This window comes from Planotetraspora kaengkrachanensis (genome assembly GCF_016862895.1).
In the GTDB taxonomy this organism is placed as follows: domain Bacteria; phylum Actinomycetota; class Actinomycetes; order Streptosporangiales; family Streptosporangiaceae; genus Planotetraspora; species Planotetraspora kaengkrachanensis.
Window position 1 is genome coordinate 121,113 of record NZ_BONV01000031.1, and the last position, 17,129, is coordinate 138,241.

The 17,129-nt window shown below is 70.0% G+C and carries 17 protein-coding genes; 4 read left to right on the forward strand and 13 right to left on the reverse strand.

The genetic code is table 11. The features are described from left to right. Positions 1–57: 57 nt before the first annotated feature. Together Pka01_RS28210 and Pka01_RS28215 are read right to left on the reverse strand one after the other, a co-directional pair. Entirely contained in the window at positions 58–951 is an 894-nt protein-coding gene (locus Pka01_RS28210; RefSeq protein WP_239115431.1) for an LLM class flavin-dependent oxidoreductase, read from the reverse strand. A gap of 8 nt (positions 952–959) precedes the next feature. Beyond that, positions 960–1,481 carry a hemerythrin domain-containing protein gene (locus Pka01_RS28215; RefSeq protein ID WP_203885924.1) on the reverse strand — a complete coding sequence of 174 codons (522 nt, stop codon included), beginning with the start codon at positions 1,479–1,481 and terminating at the stop codon, positions 960–962. A gap of 79 nt (positions 1,482–1,560) precedes the next feature. On the opposite strand from Pka01_RS28215, the gene Pka01_RS28220 reads away from it, so the two are divergent. Continuing rightward, complete coding sequence (locus Pka01_RS28220; protein WP_203885925.1) at positions 1,561–2,028, forward strand: MarR family winged helix-turn-helix transcriptional regulator; 468 nt, start codon at positions 1,561–1,563, stop codon at positions 2,026–2,028. Between the two features lie 164 nt (positions 2,029–2,192). Further along, positions 2,193–4,493 (forward strand): SulP family inorganic anion transporter, encoded by a 2,301-nt coding sequence (locus tag Pka01_RS28225; RefSeq protein ID WP_308442290.1) that lies wholly within the window; start codon positions 2,193–2,195, stop codon positions 4,491–4,493. Positions 4,494–4,578: 85 nt separating this feature from the next. Here the strand turns inward: Pka01_RS28225 and Pka01_RS28230 are convergent, their stop codons facing one another. Next, entirely contained in the window at positions 4,579–6,135 is a 1,557-nt protein-coding gene (locus tag Pka01_RS28230; RefSeq protein WP_203885927.1) for a M28 family metallopeptidase, read from the reverse strand. A 147-nt stretch (positions 6,136–6,282) separates the two neighbouring features. On the opposite strand from Pka01_RS28230, the gene Pka01_RS28235 reads away from it, so the two are divergent. Together Pka01_RS28235 and Pka01_RS28240 are read left to right on the forward strand one after the other, a co-directional pair. Further along, positions 6,283–6,666 (forward strand): ArsR/SmtB family transcription factor, encoded by a 384-nt coding sequence (locus tag Pka01_RS28235; RefSeq protein WP_203885928.1) that lies wholly within the window; start codon positions 6,283–6,285, stop codon positions 6,664–6,666. Further along, the gene (locus tag Pka01_RS28240) at positions 6,663–7,352 is read left to right on the forward strand and encodes a cation efflux transmembrane domain-containing protein (RefSeq protein WP_203885929.1); all 690 of its coding nucleotides are present in this window, start codon (positions 6,663–6,665) and stop codon (positions 7,350–7,352) included. Before Pka01_RS28235 ends, Pka01_RS28240 begins: the two co-directional genes overlap by 4 nt. 31 nt (positions 7,353–7,383) lie before the next feature. Here Pka01_RS28240 and Pka01_RS28245 read toward each other — a convergent pair whose 3' ends face one another. From Pka01_RS28245 to Pka01_RS28290, 10 genes are all read right to left on the reverse strand, one after another. After that, complete coding sequence (locus Pka01_RS28245; RefSeq protein WP_203885930.1) at positions 7,384–8,223, reverse strand: SMP-30/gluconolactonase/LRE family protein; 840 nt, start codon at positions 8,221–8,223, stop codon at positions 7,384–7,386. 12 nt (positions 8,224–8,235) lie between these two features. Further along, entirely contained in the window at positions 8,236–9,183 is a 948-nt protein-coding gene (locus Pka01_RS28250) for a sugar kinase (protein WP_239115433.1), read from the reverse strand. Beyond that, positions 9,180–9,803 carry a bifunctional 4-hydroxy-2-oxoglutarate aldolase/2-dehydro-3-deoxy-phosphogluconate aldolase gene (locus tag Pka01_RS28255; protein ID WP_203885931.1) on the reverse strand — a complete coding sequence of 208 codons (624 nt, stop codon included), beginning with the start codon at positions 9,801–9,803 and terminating at the stop codon, positions 9,180–9,182. Before Pka01_RS28255 ends, Pka01_RS28250 begins: the two co-directional genes overlap by 4 nt. A gap of 34 nt (positions 9,804–9,837) precedes the next feature. Then, positions 9,838–10,983 (reverse strand): galactonate dehydratase, encoded by a 1,146-nt coding sequence (gene dgoD, locus Pka01_RS28260; protein ID WP_203885932.1) that lies wholly within the window; start codon positions 10,981–10,983, stop codon positions 9,838–9,840. A gap of 2 nt (positions 10,984–10,985) precedes the next feature. Beyond that, positions 10,986–11,684 carry a FadR/GntR family transcriptional regulator gene (locus Pka01_RS28265; RefSeq protein ID WP_203885933.1) on the reverse strand — a complete coding sequence of 233 codons (699 nt, stop codon included), beginning with the start codon at positions 11,682–11,684 and terminating at the stop codon, positions 10,986–10,988. Positions 11,685–11,771: 87 nt separating this feature from the next. Next, positions 11,772–12,602 (reverse strand): carbohydrate ABC transporter permease, encoded by an 831-nt coding sequence (locus tag Pka01_RS28270; protein ID WP_203885934.1) that lies wholly within the window; start codon positions 12,600–12,602, stop codon positions 11,772–11,774. Further along, positions 12,599–13,534 (reverse strand): carbohydrate ABC transporter permease, encoded by a 936-nt coding sequence (locus Pka01_RS28275; RefSeq protein ID WP_203885935.1) that lies wholly within the window; start codon positions 13,532–13,534, stop codon positions 12,599–12,601. The genes Pka01_RS28270 and Pka01_RS28275 overlap by 4 nt, the downstream gene beginning before the upstream one ends. Before the next feature lie 2 nt (positions 13,535–13,536). Further along, entirely contained in the window at positions 13,537–14,814 is a 1,278-nt protein-coding gene (locus Pka01_RS28280; protein ID WP_203885936.1) for an ABC transporter substrate-binding protein, read from the reverse strand. 328 nt (positions 14,815–15,142) lie between these two features. Continuing rightward, on the reverse strand, positions 15,143–15,961 hold the full coding sequence (locus tag Pka01_RS28285; RefSeq protein WP_203885937.1) for an ImmA/IrrE family metallo-endopeptidase: 819 nt from the start codon (positions 15,959–15,961) through the stop codon (positions 15,143–15,145). Between the two features lie 130 nt (positions 15,962–16,091). Continuing rightward, positions 16,092–17,090 (reverse strand): LacI family DNA-binding transcriptional regulator, encoded by a 999-nt coding sequence (locus Pka01_RS28290; RefSeq protein ID WP_203885938.1) that lies wholly within the window; start codon positions 17,088–17,090, stop codon positions 16,092–16,094. Between the last annotated feature and the right edge of the window lie 39 nt (positions 17,091–17,129).

The following is a 17,129-nucleotide window of genomic DNA, read 5'->3' on the forward strand; positions in this document are numbered from 1 at the left end:
GACCGTAACAACCGGCCCCGACACTCCACCTACCGCGCCGGGCCCCCGCCTCGGCCGTCAGCCGATAAGGGCGCGGACTCTCGGCACGACCTCTTCGGCGAACAGGCGGAACTGCGTGGCCGACTCGGCTGTGGGCCAGAAGACGAACGTGTCGAAGCGCAGCCGGACGGCCCAGTCGGCCAAGGTCTCGGCCCACAGTCCAGCCGGGCCGTTCAGCCCCTGACCACCGGTCTCGGGCCCGATCCTGCCGAGCACGTTGTAGATCCTGCGGATCCGGTTCGGGTCGCGGCCGGCATCGGACGCCGCGTCGTCGATGATCTCCTGCAGCGGCGGCACCTCGTCGGGCGAGATGTAGATGTTCAGCGGGCACACCCATCCATCGGCCAGCTCACCGATGAGGCGGAGCATCCGCGGCTTCTGCGCGCCCACCCACAGGCCGATCTCACGGCTCGGCGCAGGGCCGGGCCGGTAACCCCGAATCCGGTGATGCTCGCCGAGCAGGGCGAACGGGCGAGAGCCCCAGGCCGCCCTGATGACCTGCAGGGCCTCCTGCGTGGCCCTGACGTTCTCCGCGGGTGTCCGCGTGGGGCCGCCCATCCCGGCGATGGCGTCCGCGAACGCCCCCGCGCCCACGCCGAGCTCGATCCGGCCGCCGCTGAGCAGGTCGAGCGAGGCGGCCGCCTTGGCGAGCATCGCCGGCGGGCGCAACGCGAGGTCGGCGACGTCGGGGAAGAACCTGATCCGCTCCGTCCTGGCGGCCAGGTGGGTGATCAGCGTCCAGACGTCGAGGAACCCCGGCTGGTACGGATGATCCTGGATGGCCACGAGGTCGAGCCCGCCGGCGTCGGCGATCCGCGCGAGGTTCGTGATCTCGTCGACGGCTGCGGCGTCGGGCGTCACCGACACGCCGAACAGGACGGGCGGGCGCGACGCGTTCACTGCCCTGTTCACTGTCCTGTTCACTGCCATGGCCATCTGCTCCACTTCCGCAACGTCGGGTTGATCGACCTCTCCTCGAAGTCGAGATGCTCCAGCAGGTGCGTGCCCAGGTCGGTGAGCGCGTCGACCAACCGCCGGCGAGTGCCGGCGTTCTGACCGTCACCGAGGGCCTTCGTGAGGTCTTCGACCGTGTCCAGGAGGACGGCCACCTTCTTGTGGTCGGCTTCCAGGCGGTCGACCGTCCGCCCGAGAGAGGGGTCGCTCCGGCGCAGGGCGGGGAACAACGCCGCGCTCTCGGATTCGTGATGGTGATGGACGAACTGGCAGTACTGCAGGCAGTTGACCCGCAACTGCCACAACGGCCCCCGCGTCTGCAGGGAGCGGATCGTCGTCGTGATCTGCGATACGGCGGCTCCTGAGGCCACCTTGGCGGCTAGCTCCTGCACGGTCCGGAGATCCTGCCGGACCATGCCGTGGACCCAGGCGAGCTCGCGCACCAGATGCTCTCCAGGCGCCCCCGGCGAGACCTTGCGTTCAGTCATACCGTGGACCGTATCAGATCATTGAAGTAACTCAATTATTTAACTTCATGGATCATTGACACTCTGTTAGCATGAAGACGTGGCACTCGAGGACCTTCCGATGGCGACGGCCGACACCGACCGGCTCGGGTTGCTGCTGGCCCGGCACGGAGCGATCACCAACATCCGCATCCGCGACGCACTCGGCGCCAACGGGCTCACTCCGCGAAAGGGCGTCGCGCTGATGAACCTGGCGAGGACCGGGCGGATGAGCCAGCAGGCGCTCCTGGAGACCCTCGAGGTCGACCCCAGCGTGCTCGTCGTGATCCTCAACGACCTCGAGCGCGACGGCCTCGTCGAGCGACGCCGCGACCCCGCGGACCGGCGGCGTCACATCGTGGAGATCACCCCGGCCGGACGGAAGGCCCAGGCCGTGGTCGAGGACGCGATCGCGACCGTGGAGCGCGAACTGTTCGCCGACCTCGACGACGAGCAGGTCGCCCAACTGCGACTGCTCCTCTCCCGGGTCAGGACCTCGATCAACGACCCGGCCTGCACGGAGGCGTGACCACACCGCCCGGCCTTTCCGGCACCCCCCGAGGCGTGGCGCCGATGATTGCGACGTCTTAGCCCTCCCTTCTCCGCGCTTTGTGCTGTTCGTGATGATCTGTGACCTACGTTCATTCAATGACCCATTGTGACGTAATACACTCAAAGAGTTACTGGTTGTCCGTGTTGCGCAATGACGTTCCTGCGTCGCTTGTGGTGTTCCTGGTGGCGGTTCCGCTGTCGCTGGGCATCGCGGTCGCGTCAGGGGCGCCGATCGCCGCCGGCCTGGTGGCCGCGGTCATCGGCGGAGTCGTGGCGGGCGCCATGGGGGGATCGGTCGTGCAGGTCAGCGGACCCGCGGCGGGGCTCGCGCTGGTCGTGGCCGAACTCGTGCACAAGTTCGGCTGGCGGGTGACCTGCATGATCACACTGCTCGCCGGGCTGCTGCAGTTGTTGCTCGGCCTCGCCCGCGTCGCCAGGGCGGCGCTCGGCGTCTCACCGGCGGTCGTCCACGGCATGCTCGCCGGCGTGGGCATCGTGATCGCGTTGTCGCAGGTGCACATCGTGCTCGGCGGCAAACCCCAGAGTTCCGCGGTGGACAACGTGCTCGCGCTGCCCGCGCAGATCGTCAATCACCACGGCCACGCCGTCCTGATCGGCCTGCTCACCGTGGGGGTCCTGCTGGTGTGGAGGCGGCTGCCGAAGGTCCGCGTCGTGCCCGCGCCGCTGGCTGCCCTGCTGATCGCCGCGGTGCCCGCGGCCCTGCTCGGCTGCCTGACCAAGGTCGACCTCTCCGGCGGCTTCTCCTCGCTCCAGCATCCGCTGCTGCCGCAGGGTGAGTGGTTCGCCGTCGTGTCCGCCGTCCTGCTCGTCGCGCTGCTCGCGGGCGTGGAGTCACTGCTCACCTGCGTCGCGTCCGACCGGATGCACTCCGGGCCGCGGGCCAACCTCGACAGGGAGCTCACCGCCCAGGGCGTCGCCAACGTCATCTCCGGCGCGTGCGGCGGGCTCCCGGTTGCCGGCGTGGTCGTGCGGACCACGACCAACGTCCGGGCGGGGGCGCGCAGCCGCTGGTCGACGGTGCTGCACGGCGTGTGGATCCTGGTGTTCGTCACGGCCTTCGGCTGGCTGATCGGGCTCATCCCGATGGAGGCCCTCGCCGCGTTGCTGATGTTCATCGGTGTTCAGATGGTCAACCTCGGCCACGCTCGCAACCTCCGCAACCATCGGGAGATGCCGATCTACTTCGTGACGATGGCCGGCGTCGTGGTGATCGGGCTGGCGGAAGGCGTCGCCATCGGCCTCGGGCTGGCCGCGATGTTCGCGCTGCTCCGGCTCACGAGGGTCTCCGTGCGGGCGCGGGCCGCCGACGACGGACGATGGAGGATCGCCGTCGACGGCTCGCTCACCTTCCTCGCGGTCCCCCGGCTGACCAAGGCGCTGGCCGCCGTACCGTCCGGAGCGGCCGTCGACCTCGACCTCAACATCGACTTCATGGACAACGCCGCCTTCGAGGCGCTGCAGGCATGGCGCCTGGAGCACGAGCGCGGCGGCGGCACCGTGGACGTCGACGAGGTGCACAGCGAGTGGTACGTCAACGCGGTCAGCGGCACGCGGACATCTCAGGGAAAGACGCACATGCGCCACGACCAGTGGTGGCTGCCCTGGGCCCACCGTCGTGGCAGCCTCGATGCCGCTTCGCCGTCGGGCGCGTGGCAGGAACCCGCGCACACGGACCACGCGGACGTCTCGGACCGCTCGGATGTCCCGGTCGGCGCCGACGCCCGCACCGCCGCACTCGGCGTGGCGCCGGTCGCCGGTGACGCCCAGGCGGACGACGATCCGGCGCTGCCCGGCCTGATGGAGGGCACGCGTGAGTTCCAGCGGCGGACGGCGCCGCTCATGCGTCCGCTCCTGCACGGAATGGCCCGGCGGCAGGCGCCCACGCACCTGTTCATCGCCTGCGCAGACTCGCGGGTCGTGCCGAACCTCATCACCTCCAGCGGGCCCGGAGACCTGTTCACCACGCGGAACATCGGAAACCTGGTGCCTCACGCCACGAGCGCGCCGCCCGACGAGTCGGTCACCGCCGCGATCGAGTACGCCGTGGGAGTGCTGGAGGTGCGGACGATCACGGTGTGCGGTCACTCGGGATGCGGCGCGATGGCGGCTCTGCTGGGCACCACGCCCGACCTTCCCGGGTTGCGCGGCTGGCTCCGCCACGGGCGGCCCAGCCTGGACCGGTTCCGGTCCTTCGAGGAGTCGGAGGGTCCGCTCCCCGATGGCGGCAGGCTCGACCTGCTCTGCCGGATCAACGTGATGCAGCAACTCGACAACCTGCGCACCCATCCGCTCGTCGACGATCGCGTCCGATCGGGACGGCTCGAGCTGACCGGCCTCTACTTCGACATCGGGACGGCACGCGTGCACGTGCTCGACGAGGACGGTTTCGTCCCGGTGCTCGAGCGGACGGCGACGGGGTAACTCACGACGCGAACGTGGTCATGCGCTCGGGGAAAGCGCATGACCACGTTGACCGCAGAGAGTACCTAATGGGGTTGGGGGTGACTTATCGGATGATTCCCGCGGCCACCTTGGCGCCGGCCGTCCGGGCCGCCGCTGTGGGCGCCGCCGGTGCGGGCCGCACATCGGGCCCGGGCAGGTCGCCGCTGAACGCGTAGACGACCGCCGCGGTGACGATGGCGCCGGTGTTCAGCGCGAGCGCCTTGTCGTTGATGTTGGCGATGGTGTCGCAGGCCTGGTGGTAACAGCCGTCGTAGGCCTCGCCGGCCGTCCCGCCGAACAGTGCCTGCTCCTCGGGTGTCTTGGTGCCCTCGGCTCCCGTGAACAGGCCGCCCGAGGGGATTCCCACGCCGATGAACGGCCCGTAGTCGGAGCGCCCGTCGAAGTCGGTGCCCACGTGGCCCAGCCTGAGCGTGTCGAAGTACTTCGCGAAGAGCTTCTCGATCTCGTCGGAACCGGGCGGCCCGGCGGGGGAACCCGTCGCGTCCGAGTCGTCCCCGTCATAGATCTTGAACGCGTAGTTCGGCGAACCGACCATGTCGAAGTTCAGGTAGAGCTTGATCTTGGCCGCCTCGGCGGGAGACAGGCTCGCGACATAGTGGTCGGAGCCGAGCAGCCCGAGCTCCTCCGCGCTCCAGAACGAGAAACGCAGCTTGTTCCTGGTGGGGATCTTGCCGAGCGTCCGCGCCGTCTCGAGGATCGCCGCGCTGCCCGAGCCGTTGTCGTTGATGCCGGGACCGGCGAGCACGCTGTCGAGATGGGCGCCGAACTGGACGACCTTGTTCGGGTCACCCCACTTGGAGTCCGCGATGACGTTGTAGGTCGTGCGGATCTCGCTCGTGGTGTCGGTCTTGAGGTGCACCACGGTTCCCGCGGGGCTCGCGAGGTCCTCCCCGACGGCGAAGCCGACGCCGACGACCGGGATCGTGACGGTGGGCGTCGTCAGCCGTCCCTGAAGGGTCTCGGTCCGGCCGGGCTGACCCTCGTTGAAGACGATCACACCCGCGGCGCCCGCCGCCTGCGCGTTGTCCGCCTTCACCTGGAAGTCGCAGGTGCCGCGCTGGAGCAGGGCGACGTTCCCCGGGGTGAACGAGGCGAAGTCCGCCGCCTCACAGCCTGACGTGCTGCTCGGCGTGGGCGTGGGCGGCAGCACCAGGTCCACGTTCTGCACGGTCGCCGTCACGTCACCGGCTCCCGAGTACGTCATCGTCGCGAACTCCCCGACCGAGCTTCCGTCCGGCGGAGTGGGCGTGTAGGTCCTGGCGTCGGGCGAGACCTGCTGCATCGCCGCCGTGGAGTGCTCTTGGAAGAACGGAAACTCGAACGGCTGGATCGTGACCTTGTAGCCGGCCTTCTTCAACTGCCCCGCCACGTAGTCGCGGGAGGCGTCGAACCCTGGGGTGCCCGCCGCGCGGGTGCCGCCGTTGGCGTTCGCTATCGCCTGCAGTTTCTGCAGGTGCTGTTTCACTCCGGGAGCGGAGATCGATCGCGCCAGGGCTGAGGGATCGGGATCGGCGCTGGCCGGTCCGGCGAGCGCCAGGGGTGACAGGAGCGCGGCGATCGCGATGGCGACGCCGGCCCTGCGGCTTACGGGGATGCGCATTGGTCCTCCTTTGGATCCAATGACGGGAGATCCGCGTACCTTCCTCAGGGAACCTAACCTCAGTCAGGTCTCCAGTGAAGGGCCCTCCCAAGCATCAGAACATGATTCAGCTTGTGCTGAATTCAGTTCTTGCTTTACCGTTGATGGGTGCCTGCCACTCCATCCGGTCCCCGTGTCGCCGTCGACGCGGACGCGCTGGCCCGCGTCGGCGTCGCCCTCGCCGATGCCACCCGCCGACGTTTGCTGCTCACGCTGCTCGAAGGACCGGCGTTCCCCGCCGATCTGGCCGAACGGCTCGCGCTGACCCGCGGCAACGTCTCCAATCACCTGGCCTGCCTGCGCGGATGCGGGCTCGTCACGACCACTCCTGTGGGCCGGCGCGTGCGTTACGAGCTGGCCGACCCCCGCCTCGCGGGAGCGCTGGCCGACCTGGCCTCGCTCGTGCTGGTGGTCGAACACGACGAATGCCCACCCGGCTCCCAATGCTGCGACGACGACGATTCTGGGCGTGATTCGGGGTCGTCGTCATGACGGCGGCCTCGATCGGCCCCTCCCCCGCCAGGCGGCTGGCGCTCGCGCGGCGGATCCGGCTACTCGTCGCGGCGACGATCACCTACAACGTCGCCGAGGCGGCGGTCGCGCTCATGGCCGGGACCGCAGCATCGTCCGCCGCGCTCGTCGGATTCGGGCTCGACTCGGCCATCGAGGTCGCCTCGGCCCTCGCCGTGGCCTGGCAGTTCTCCGGCGCCGACCACGAGCGCCGGGAACGGGCGGCGCTGCGGATCATCGCCGTCTCGTTCTTCGCCCTGGCCGCCTACGTGTCCTTCGACGCCGTCCGCGCGTTGCTCGGCACGGGCGAGGCCGCCCACTCCACGACGGGGATGGTCCTCGCGGCGGTGTCCCTCGTGGTCATGCCGGTGCTCTCCCGCGCACAGCGCCGGGCCGGGCGCGAACTGGGCTCGGCCAGCGCGGTGGCCGACTCCAAGCAGACCCTGCTGTGCACGTACCTGTCCGCCGTCCTGCTCGTCGGACTCGCGCTGAACGGCCTGTTCGGCTGGTCGTGGGCCGACCCCGTCGCCGCCCTGGTCATCGCGGCCGTCGCGGTCAAGGAGGGGCGTGAGGCATGGCGCGGCGACGCCTGCTGTGCCGTACCGGGCGTCGCCGGAGCGGATGAGCGGGACGGCTGCGCAGGCGGGTGCGCCTGCTGCCAGGCCTGAGCCCGCGCCGGTCCGCGGTCTCTGGCGAGGGTCAGCCGAGCAGAAAGGCGCTCGCCGGCCGGCCCTGCGGAACGCCGTCCGTCGCGTAGACCGCGCCCGCCCCCTCCGGGATCGGGTCGAAGCCGTGCGCGGCGGTGGTGACGAGCAGCCTGCCGTCCACCAGGCAGACACTGGTCGGCTGCGGGGTGGGCACGGGCACGACGCGGTCGAGGCGGCCGTCGGGCGCGTACCGGTGCACGGCGGATCCGCCCCACACCGCGACCCACAGATGGTCCTCCTCGTCCACGGTCATCCCGTCGGGACCGCCCTCCGCGATCGAGACGAACGGGGACGGCTCGCCGAGATCGCCGGTGACGGGGTCGACCGGGTGACGGTCGATCCGGCCCTCTGCACTGTCGGCGATGTACATGGTCCGGCCGTCCGCCGTGAAGGCCGGGCCGTTGGGGATCGTCAGGCCGGTGCGCACGGTGGTCACGCTCAGGTCGGCGTCGACGCGGTACAGCGCCCCCGCTCCGGGAGTCCCGTCGTACGGCATGCCGCCCGCCCAGAACCGGCCCGCCGGGTCGCAGACGGCGTCGTTCACGCGGTTGCCCTCGGGCATCGGCTGATCGATCCAGTCCAACGCGCCCGTCTCCCGGTCGAGCAGCGCGAATCCCCGGCCGGCCGCCGCGATCCAGGTGCCTGGACGGCCCGCGACCGGGGCGACGGCGCCGAGCGGCACGTCGAGCCTGAGCAGTTCCTCGGCCGGTCCCGGCCGGTCGGCCGAGGCGGTCAGCAGCCTCCCGGCGAGGATGTCGACGAAGACCAGCCGTCCGTCGACCCACCTCGCCCCCTCGCCCAGTTCACAGGAGGTCGGGCACCAGACGTCCATGTCTCACCTCGTTCAGCGCAGCGTGGATCCGGGCAGGGCGTCGAGCAGCCCGAGTTCGGCCCGGGTGGGCAGTCCCTCCCAGTCGCCGGGAGAGGCGACGGCGAAGGCCCCGGCGGTGACGGCGCGTTCGAGGCGCCCGGCCAGGTCGAGGCCGTCGAGCAGGCCGGACAGGTGGCCGGCGACGAAGGCGTCCCCCGCGCCGACGAGGTCCGTGACGGGCACCCGCCGGGCCTTCGCGTGGAGGGTCTCTGCGAGGGTGTGGCCGGTCGCGCCGTCGGCTCCGCGCTTGATCACGACCTCGGACACCCCCGCGTCCAGAAGCGCCGACACCCGATCCTGCTCCGTCGCGGCCGAGGCGGGGGCGACCAGTTCGAGCTCGTCGTCGGACGCGATCACCACCGACAGCCGGGACGCCAGCGGTCGGAGGACTTCGGCGGCCGCGTCCCGCGACCACAGGCGCGAACGGTGGTTCACGTCGAGGCAGACGCGGACGCCCGCCTCCGCGGCCGTGCGCACCGCCGCGCCGACGGCGGCCGCGGGACCGGGGCCGAGCGCAGGCGTGATGCCGGTGACGTGCAGCAGCCTCGGCGCGGGGTCGAGCGCGGGCAGCACGTCGCCGGTGGCCAAGTAGGAGGCGGCCGATCCCGCCCGGTGATAGATGACCCGGGTCAGGTCGCCGATCCTGCGCTCGAACAGGATGAGTCCCGTGGGCCCTCTGCCGTCCGACCGCGCGTGCGAGACGTCGACCCCTTCCGCGCGGAGCGTGCGGAGCACGAGTTCGCCGGTCTCGTCCGCTCCGACCAGCCCGGTCCAGCGGACCCGGTGGCCCAGGCGGGCGAGGCCGATCGCGACGTTGGACTCCGCGCCCGCGACCGACAGCCGCATCGTGCCGCCGAGCCTGATGGGGTCGCTGGCCCGAAGAGCGGCCATCGTCTCGCCGAAGGTGGCGACGTCGATCACAGCGCGCCCAGGAAACTCTTGATCCGCTCCCTGAGTGCGTCGAGGCTGCCGCCGGCCGCGGCGTCGCCGACGAGCGGGGAGCCGACGCCGACCGCCACCGCGCCCGCTGCGAGGTAGTCGCGCGCCTCCGCGACGCCGACGCCGCCGACCGGGACGAACGGGATGTGCGGGAACGGGTCACGCAGCGCGCGCAGGTGGCGCACTCCGCCGAGCGACGCGGGGAACAGCTTGACGGCGGTCGCCCCCTCGCCGAGCGCGGTCACGGCCTCCGTCGGGGTCAGCGCACCCGCGAGCACGGGAAGCCCCAGGTCCCGGCCGGTCCGTACGGCCTCGCTCACCGCCGGCGTGACGAGGTAGGACGCGCCCGCGTCCGCCGCCGCGCGGGCGTCGGCGGCGGAGACCACCGTCCCCGCGCCGAGGCCCGCGGACTCTCCGAGCGCCTCACGTGCGTCCCGGATCACGCGCAGCGCGTCCGGCGTCACGAGTGAGACCTCGATGAACTCCACGCCCCCCTCGGCGAGCGTGATCACCGTGCGCAGCGCCGCGTCCGCGTCCGTCCCGCGGACGATGGCCAGCAGTCGCCGCTCGGTCAGCGTCTCCAGAAAGATCTGTTCGTTCACCGGTTCATCCTGTTCACACCGATAACCATGCCCGTCACCATTCGGCGAGCCCGCCGTCGTCGTGCCGCCAGACGGGGTTGCGCCACGCGTGCCCGGTCTCGTCCGCCCGGCGCACGGCCGCCTCGTCGATCTCCACCCCCAGCCCGGGAGCCTCCGGGCGCGCGGCGTGGCCGTCCACGAACTGGAAGACGCCGGGGTCGGCGACATAGTCGAGGAGGTCGGCACCCTCGTTGTAGTGGATGCCGATCGAGTGCTCCTGGATCAGGAAGTTCGGCGTCGCGAAGGCGACCTGCAGACTGGCCGCCAGCGCGATCGGACCGAGCGGGCAGTGCGGGGCGAGTTCGGCGTCCCACACCTCCGCCAGCGCGGCGATCCTGCGGGTCTCGGAGATGCCGCCCGCATGGGAGAGGTCGGGCTGGACCACGGCGACGCCCGCCTCGAGAGCGGGCCGGAAGTCCCAGCGCGAGTAGAGCCGCTCGCCGGTCGCGACGGGGACGCTGCTCGCGGTCACCACGTCGCGCAGCAGGTGCGGCCGGTCGGGCAGGATCGGCTCCTCGGCGAACATCGGGTGGTACTCGGCGATCAGCGGCAGGATCCGGCGCGCGTCCGCGGCGGAGATCCGGCCGTGGAAGTCGACGGCCACGTCCCGCGTCGGGCCGAGCACCTGCCTGGCCAGCGCCACCCGGTCCACCACCGCCGCGACGTCGGCCGCGGTCGCGAGCATCGGCATCCGGCCGGCGGCGTTCATCTTGACCGCCGTGAAGCCGGCCTCGATTCTCTCCGTGATGCTCTCGGCCAGTTCCGAGGGGTCGTCGCCGCCGACCCAGGCGTACATGCGGACCCGGTCGCGGACCGGGCCGCCGAGCAGCGCGTGCACGGGAGCCCCGTAGGTCTTGCCCGCGATGTCCCACAACGCCTGGTCGAGGCCGGCCAGCGCGCTGGACAACACCGGCCCGCCCCGGTAGAAGCCGCCGTTCGCCATCACCTGCCAGTGGTCCTCGATGCGCAGCGGATCCTGCCCGACCAGATACTCCGCCAGGACGTGCACGGCCGCGCGCACCGCCTCCGCCCGGCCCTCCACGACAGGCTCGCCCCACCCGACGACGCCTTCGTCCGTCTCCACGCGGCAGAACAGCCAGCGTGGAGGGACGAGGAACGTCTCGATCCTGACGATTTTCACCGTCAACCCCGATTCTTGATCTCTTGCTCGTCCTTGGCCGCCTGCTCCAGCAGCACCCGCATGGCGCGTTCGGCGCCGTCGGCGTCGGCGGCGCGCACGGCGTCGAGCACTGCCTGGTGCGGCGGCAGGAAGTCGTCCTGGTGCCCCTCGGCGTGCACCAGCAGGTCACGGGCTCGCAGCCCGATCTCGATGATGTACTCCATCCGGATCAGCAGCTCGTTGTGAGACGCCTCCAGAAGCTGGCGGTGGAAGGCCAGGTCGGCCTCGACGATCTCCTTGGCCCCCGACTCCGGGCTGATGGCCGCGAGCGTGGCGGTCAGCCGCTCGACGTCCTCCTCGGTACGGCGGGACGCGGCGAGCCTGGCGCCCGCCGGCTCCACGATGATGCGCACCTCGTAGAGGTCGTCGAGCAGCCCGGAGCCCGCGGGAGCCTCGAACTGCCAGCGCAGCAGGTCGGGGTCGAGCAGGCTCCACTCGGAACGGGGGCGCACGAAGGTGCCGCGCTTGGGGCGGGCGTCGACCAGCCCCTTCGCGGCGAGCACCTTCAGCGCCTCCCGCACGACCGTCTTGCTCACGTCGTAGGTGATCTCCAGCGCCTCCACGTCGAGGGTCGCGCCGGGACCCTCGACGCCCGTGACGATCCGACGGCCGATCGCCTCGACGACCTGCCCATGTACGCCACGGCCCGGGTAGACGCTCAATTTCGCCGTCCTCGAATGGGGGAATCTGTGATCATGCGGAATCTTTCCCCGCAGTCCAGCCGCCGTCCACCGATACGCCGCGCCGGGTCATTTGGCCGATCCGATCAGCAGCCCTGAGATGAAGTAACGCTGGAAGCGGAGGAACACGATCACGGTGGGGATCGCGGCGATCACGGTCGCGGCCGCGATGACGTTCCAGGACGAGACGAACTCGCCCTGCATGCCGAGGATGGCCGGGGTCACCGGGAGCTTCTGCTCGTCGCGCAGCAGGGTGATCGCCCACAGGAGGTCGTTGAACGTCCACGTGAAGGCGAGCGAGCCGAGCGCCGCCATGGCCGGCTTGGTCAGCGGCAGGACGATGCGCAGGTAGACGCCGAACGTGGTCGCGCCGTCGATCTTCGCGGCATGGGTGATCTCGTCGGGGATGCCCCGCATGAAGCCGTGCAGCACGAACACGTAGAACCCGAGGCCCACCGCCGTCAGCACGACGATCATTCCGATCCGCGAGTCGAAGATCCCGAACTGCTCGGTCAGCTTCAGCACCGGGATCAGCAGCAACTGGGCGGGCAGCAGGTTGCCGGCGAGCATCAGCAGGAGCATGGTCTTGCGGAACGGGATGCGGTGCCTGGCCAGGCCGTAGGCCGCCATCGAGGCGAGCACCAGCGTCACGACGACCACGGGAACAGTGATGATCAGGCTGTTCACGATCGACTGCCACTCGCCGGAGTCGAGCGCCTGTCGATAGGGGTCGATGGTCAGGCCCTTCGGCACGCTGGCGAGCCCGGCGTCGGCCAGGTCGTCGAAGGTGCGCAGCGACGTGACCACGACCAGTGCGAGCGGCACCAGCCAAAGGAAGGCGAGGACGGACATCCCGCCGTGGAAGAACCACGGCCGCACTCGCGACTTACGGGCCGTCATGCGGCCTCCTCCTCACGAAGGCTGCGGACGAGGTAGACGACGATCGTCCCCACGGTGAGCAGGAAGATCACCACGGCCAGGGCCGAGCCGTAGCCGAGCTGCGAGCCGAGCAGCCCGGTGGAGAACTGGTAGGTGCTCAGCAGCTCGGACGAGTGGTACGGGCCGCCCTTGGTGAGCGCCCAGACGATGTCGAAGGAGCGCAGCGCGTCGATGACCGTCACGGCGAGCACCACGGTGGTGATCGGCCGCAGCTGCGGCAGCGTGACATGGCGGAACCGCTCGAAGGCCGAGGCCCCATCCATCTTGGCCGCCTCGTGCAGCAGCGGATCGACGGTCTTCAGCCCCGCAAGGAACAGCACCATGATGTAACCGACCTGCCGCCAGAGCGCCGGAACGATGAGGGCGTAGAGCGCCGTCTCCGGCTCGCCGAGCCAGATGCGCGCCTGGTCCTCTAGCCCGACGGCGGCGAGGATGCTGTTGACCACGCCATCCGGTTGGAAGATCATCCGCCACACCAGCGCGGTCACGACCATGGAGAACACGACCGGCAGGAAGAAGATCGCTCGGTAGATCCCGATCCCCTTGCGCGGCTTGTCGAGCAGCAGCGCCAGTCCCAGGCCGCCCAGCACGGACAGCCCGCCGAACAGCACCAGCCAGATGACGGTGTTGCGCAGGGCCGTACGGAACGTCTCGTCGGACCACATCCTGGCGTAGTTGTCCAGACCGACGAAGACGGGCGGGGCGATGCCGTCCCATTGGGTCAGCGAGATGTAGACGCTGTTCAGCGCCGGCCAGAAGGTCCAGAACATCTCGAGCGCGAACGGGATCAGCACGAACGCGAGGAGCACGAGCGTCTCACGGGACCCGCGCCGGACGCCCACGGACAGGGCGCCCGGACCACCGCGCGAGACGGCCTTGGGAAGGGCTGCCATCGTCAGTTACCGCGCGCCTTCGCGGAGTCGTCCTGCCACTTCTTGAGGATGTCTCCGGCCTCGTCGGGCTTGTCGATGAAGCGCACGAGCGCCGTGGTGAGCGCGTTCAACTGGTCGTCGTTGGAGTCGCGGTTGAAGAACTGGGTGACGTCGGCAGCCGAGGCCACCATGGCCCGGCCCTTCTCCAGCAGCGGCGTCGACACGGGCGACTTGGCGTTGCTGTTGGCCGGGATGAGCGTGCTCCCGGACGTCTTGAGGTAGAGCTCCTGCGCCTGCGGGGTGGCGACGTACTTCATGAAGGCGAGGGCGCCCTCCGGGTTCGCGGTGCGGGCGCTGGCGATGAAGCCGTCCAGCGGCGCCTCCTCCGCGACGGGCACGTTGGCGTCGATGATCGGGAACTGGAAGAAGTTGACGTCGGCCTTGACGTCCGCCGGCGTCGCGTCGCCGAGGAACGTGCCGGCCAGGAACATCGCGTCCTTGCCCTGCTGCCACTTCGCCGAGCCCTCCTGGAAGGCCAGGCCCTTGCCGGCCGGGTCGAGGTACGGCAGGACCTCGCGCCAGGTGTCGAGCACCTTGGCGACGCGGGGGTCGGTGTAGGACTCCTGGCCGGCGAGCAGCGCCCGGTGGAAGGTCGCGCCGTTGATGCGCAGGTTGAGGTAGTCGAACCACGACGCGGTCAACCAGGCGGAGTCGGCCAGCGGGAGCGCGATCGGGCTGACTCCCTTGCCCTTCAGGGTCTTGCACAGGGCGATGAACTCGTCCCAGGTCTTCGGCTCGGAGACGTCCCACTTCTCAAATTGGGACGTGCGGTAGAACATGCCCCACCAGTAGTAGTTGGTCGGGACGAAGATCTTCTTGCCACTGGCGTCCGTCGACAGGTCGGCGAACTGCTTGCTGTAGCCGTCCGCGGGGAACGCCGACGTCGCGTCGAGCAGCAGCCCCTGCTTGGCGAAGTTGCTCGCGATCTCGCCGGCGAACCAGGTGAGCATGTCGGGCGGCGTGGCCAGGGTGAGGTCGGCGCGGATCTGCTGCTGGAAGGCGGCCGGCTCCATCGTGTTGAGGGTCGGCTTGTACTGCGGGTTCGCCTTGGCGAACTCGTCCAGCAGCGCCTGCATGGCCTTGCGGCCGCCGTCGCTGGTCTCACGGGACTTCAGCTGCAGCGCGGCGGACTTCTTCGTGCCGGATCCAGCGGCCGGCGAGGGGGTGCTGGTGGCACAGCCCGCGAGCGCGGATGCGACGCCGAACGCGCCGACGCCGGCGAGGAAACCGCGTCGGCTCATGGGGTGACTCACAGGGAACCTCCGTAAGGAACCGGTGGGGGGTGGGTCCGGCCGAGACAGGGGAAACCCTGGCATTCCAGATCGAGCGCCGTCAATAACTATTCATAAGAAATGAAAATTTAGACCTCCCGCAGGCGTGCGTGACCTGGCCGGCATGACCGACCACAAAGATCATCGACCGACACGAGAGGCCTTCTGACCTGGCTGGACGGGTAACCGTCAGCGAGGCGGAACCGTGCTCTGCCGCTCAGACGGCGTGCACGACCGTGCTCTCGGCAGCTCGCCACCACGCTCCGTCACTGCACCAAGACGTGGGTGACGTCGCTCCCTACGCCACCAGCAACTGGTTCTCCAACTGATGCTTGATGACCATGGGAGACACCTGGAAGTGATCGGCGATCCCCTCGAGGTCGTCCTGGACCGCCGACTCCGGCGCATCGCCAAGCAGTTCTCTGATGCCATCGGCTGGAGCCAGCAGCTCCGCCGCGAACGCCCGCTCGACCTTCTGGCGATCGGTATAGGCACTGGTGACGAGGAAGAGCGCCTCCGACTCCCAGAGGTAGTGCCAGAGCGCGCGAGAGAGGGTGAACCTCCGTGAGCTGATCGGGCGGTCGGGTTCGATGACTGCCAGCGGCCCCGCTCCTTCCGCAGTTCCTGCCACGGCCTGCAACCCTCGATCGGCAGGCGTGCCGTCAATAGTGGAGATGTACGGGGTAAGGGAGAAGACTTCCTCACCTGAAAGCCCCAACGCCTGCCGCACGGCCCGCGCCTGGCTCCACCCTTTCTCCCATGACCGATCGCCAGGCGAGACCTGAGGGGCACGGATCTTCTGGCGTAGCTCGATCGCCGCCGTCGCACCCGTCGCCTGCACGATCGTCGATCGGGCGGCACGGATCCATTCGAGCGCATCGCCCATCGTGGCCGGTTCGACCGCGTCAAGGAAATCGCCGAAAAGGTTTCCCTGCAACTCGTTGGCGGCGCGCACGATCAGTTGCTCGTACGGCTCCGCCTCAGCGTATGGATCAAGTCCCAGTCGTGCGGCGGCGAGGCAGAACTCCACCTCGTCTGGGTCTGCCTGCCGGATCTCCGCCCATTCCTTATGCAGCGGCGTATCGGTGATGCCTCGCTCGGCGAGTCTGGTCAGCACAGCCGAGATGAGGCCGGCGAACTCCTGCTCGACGGATTCCGGCCCGACGAACGCCTCTCCTCTCGCGAGGAACCTGACCGGGCGCTCGGTCGAAGGCCTCCGGTCCTCATGCCAGACAGGAGGACGCGAGTTACGCGGACTCTCTGACGATCAGCCGGGTCGGGAGGATGACCGGCACGGCGGGCTGTCCCTTGAGCAGGGCGAGCAGCAAGGTGACCATTGCCGCGGCCTGCTCGGGGAACGGATGGCGCACGGTGGTGAGCGGCGGCTCGGCGTAGCTCGCGGCCTCGATGTCGTCGAACCCGACGACCGCGACGTCGTCGGGGACGCGGCGGCCCGCCTCCCGCAGCGCGCGGAGGGCGCCGATCGCCATCAGGTCGTTGGCGGCGAACACCGCGTCGAGCCCCGGGTCGTCGCGCAGCAGTTGCCGCATCGCGGTGGCGCCCGATTCGCGGGTGAAGTCGCCGACGGCCACGATGGAACGGCGGTCGGAGTCGCGCAGGACCGTGCGGTAGCCCGTCAGGCGGTCCTGCCCGGCGATCATGTCCGGCGGCCCGGCGATGGTGGCGATGCGCCGGCGGCCGCGGTCGAGCAGGTGCCGTACGGCGGACTCGGCCCCTCCGACGTTGTCGTTGTCCACGTACGGCAGGGCGATGTTCACGGCCGGCCTGCCGTACGACACGACGGGGACGCGCATCCGCGCGAGCGCGGCCGGGATGGGGTCGGCGCCGTGCATCGAGATCAGCATGACGCCGTCGACATGCCCGCCCGTCAGGTACCGCTCGACCCTGCCGTGGCTGGTTCTGCCGCCCACGAGCATCAGCACGACCTGCTTGTCCGCCGACTCCAGCTCGGCGCTGGCCGATCGGATGACCGTGGAGAACATCGGGTCGTCGGAGAAGACCCTGGTGGGCGGCTCCGACACGACGAGGGCCACCGAGTCGGTCCGCTGCGTGACGAGGCTGCGTGCCGCCAGGTTCGGCACGTAGCCCAACTCGTTGACGGCGCGCAGGACCGCGTCGCGGATCCCCGGCGTGACCGTGGTCTCGCCGTTGACGACCCTGGAGACCGTGGCGCGGGAGACGCCCGCTCGCGCGGCCACGGCCTCCAGGGTGGGTCGCTTCGTCATGCCTGCTCACGGGGCACGGGCTGGTCCAGCATGGTCTCC

Bases quoted from the DNA above. Each gene is read 5' to 3' on its own strand.
- Pka01_RS28270 (WP_203885934.1), bottom strand. From the start codon at position 12,602: ATGACGGCCCGTAAGTCGCGAGTGCGGCCGTGGTTCTTCCACGGCGGG.
- Pka01_RS28240 (WP_203885929.1), top strand. From the start codon at position 6,663: ATGACGGCGGCCTCGATCGGCCCCTCCCCCGCCAGGCGGCTGGCGCTC.
- Pka01_RS28280 (WP_203885936.1), bottom strand. From the start codon at position 14,814: ATGAGCCGACGCGGTTTCCTCGCCGGCGTCGGCGCGTTCGGCGTCGCA.
- Pka01_RS28290 (WP_203885938.1), bottom strand. From the start codon at position 17,090: ATGACGAAGCGACCCACCCTGGAGGCCGTGGCCGCGCGAGCGGGCGTC.
- Pka01_RS28215 (WP_203885924.1), bottom strand. From the start codon at position 1,481: ATGACTGAACGCAAGGTCTCGCCGGGGGCGCCTGGAGAGCATCTGGTG.
- Pka01_RS28245 (WP_203885930.1), bottom strand. From the start codon at position 8,223: ATGGACGTCTGGTGCCCGACCTCCTGTGAACTGGGCGAGGGGGCGAGG.
- Pka01_RS28230 (WP_203885927.1), bottom strand. From the start codon at position 6,135: ATGCGCATCCCCGTAAGCCGCAGGGCCGGCGTCGCCATCGCGATCGCC.
- Pka01_RS28275 (WP_203885935.1), bottom strand. From the start codon at position 13,534: ATGGCAGCCCTTCCCAAGGCCGTCTCGCGCGGTGGTCCGGGCGCCCTG.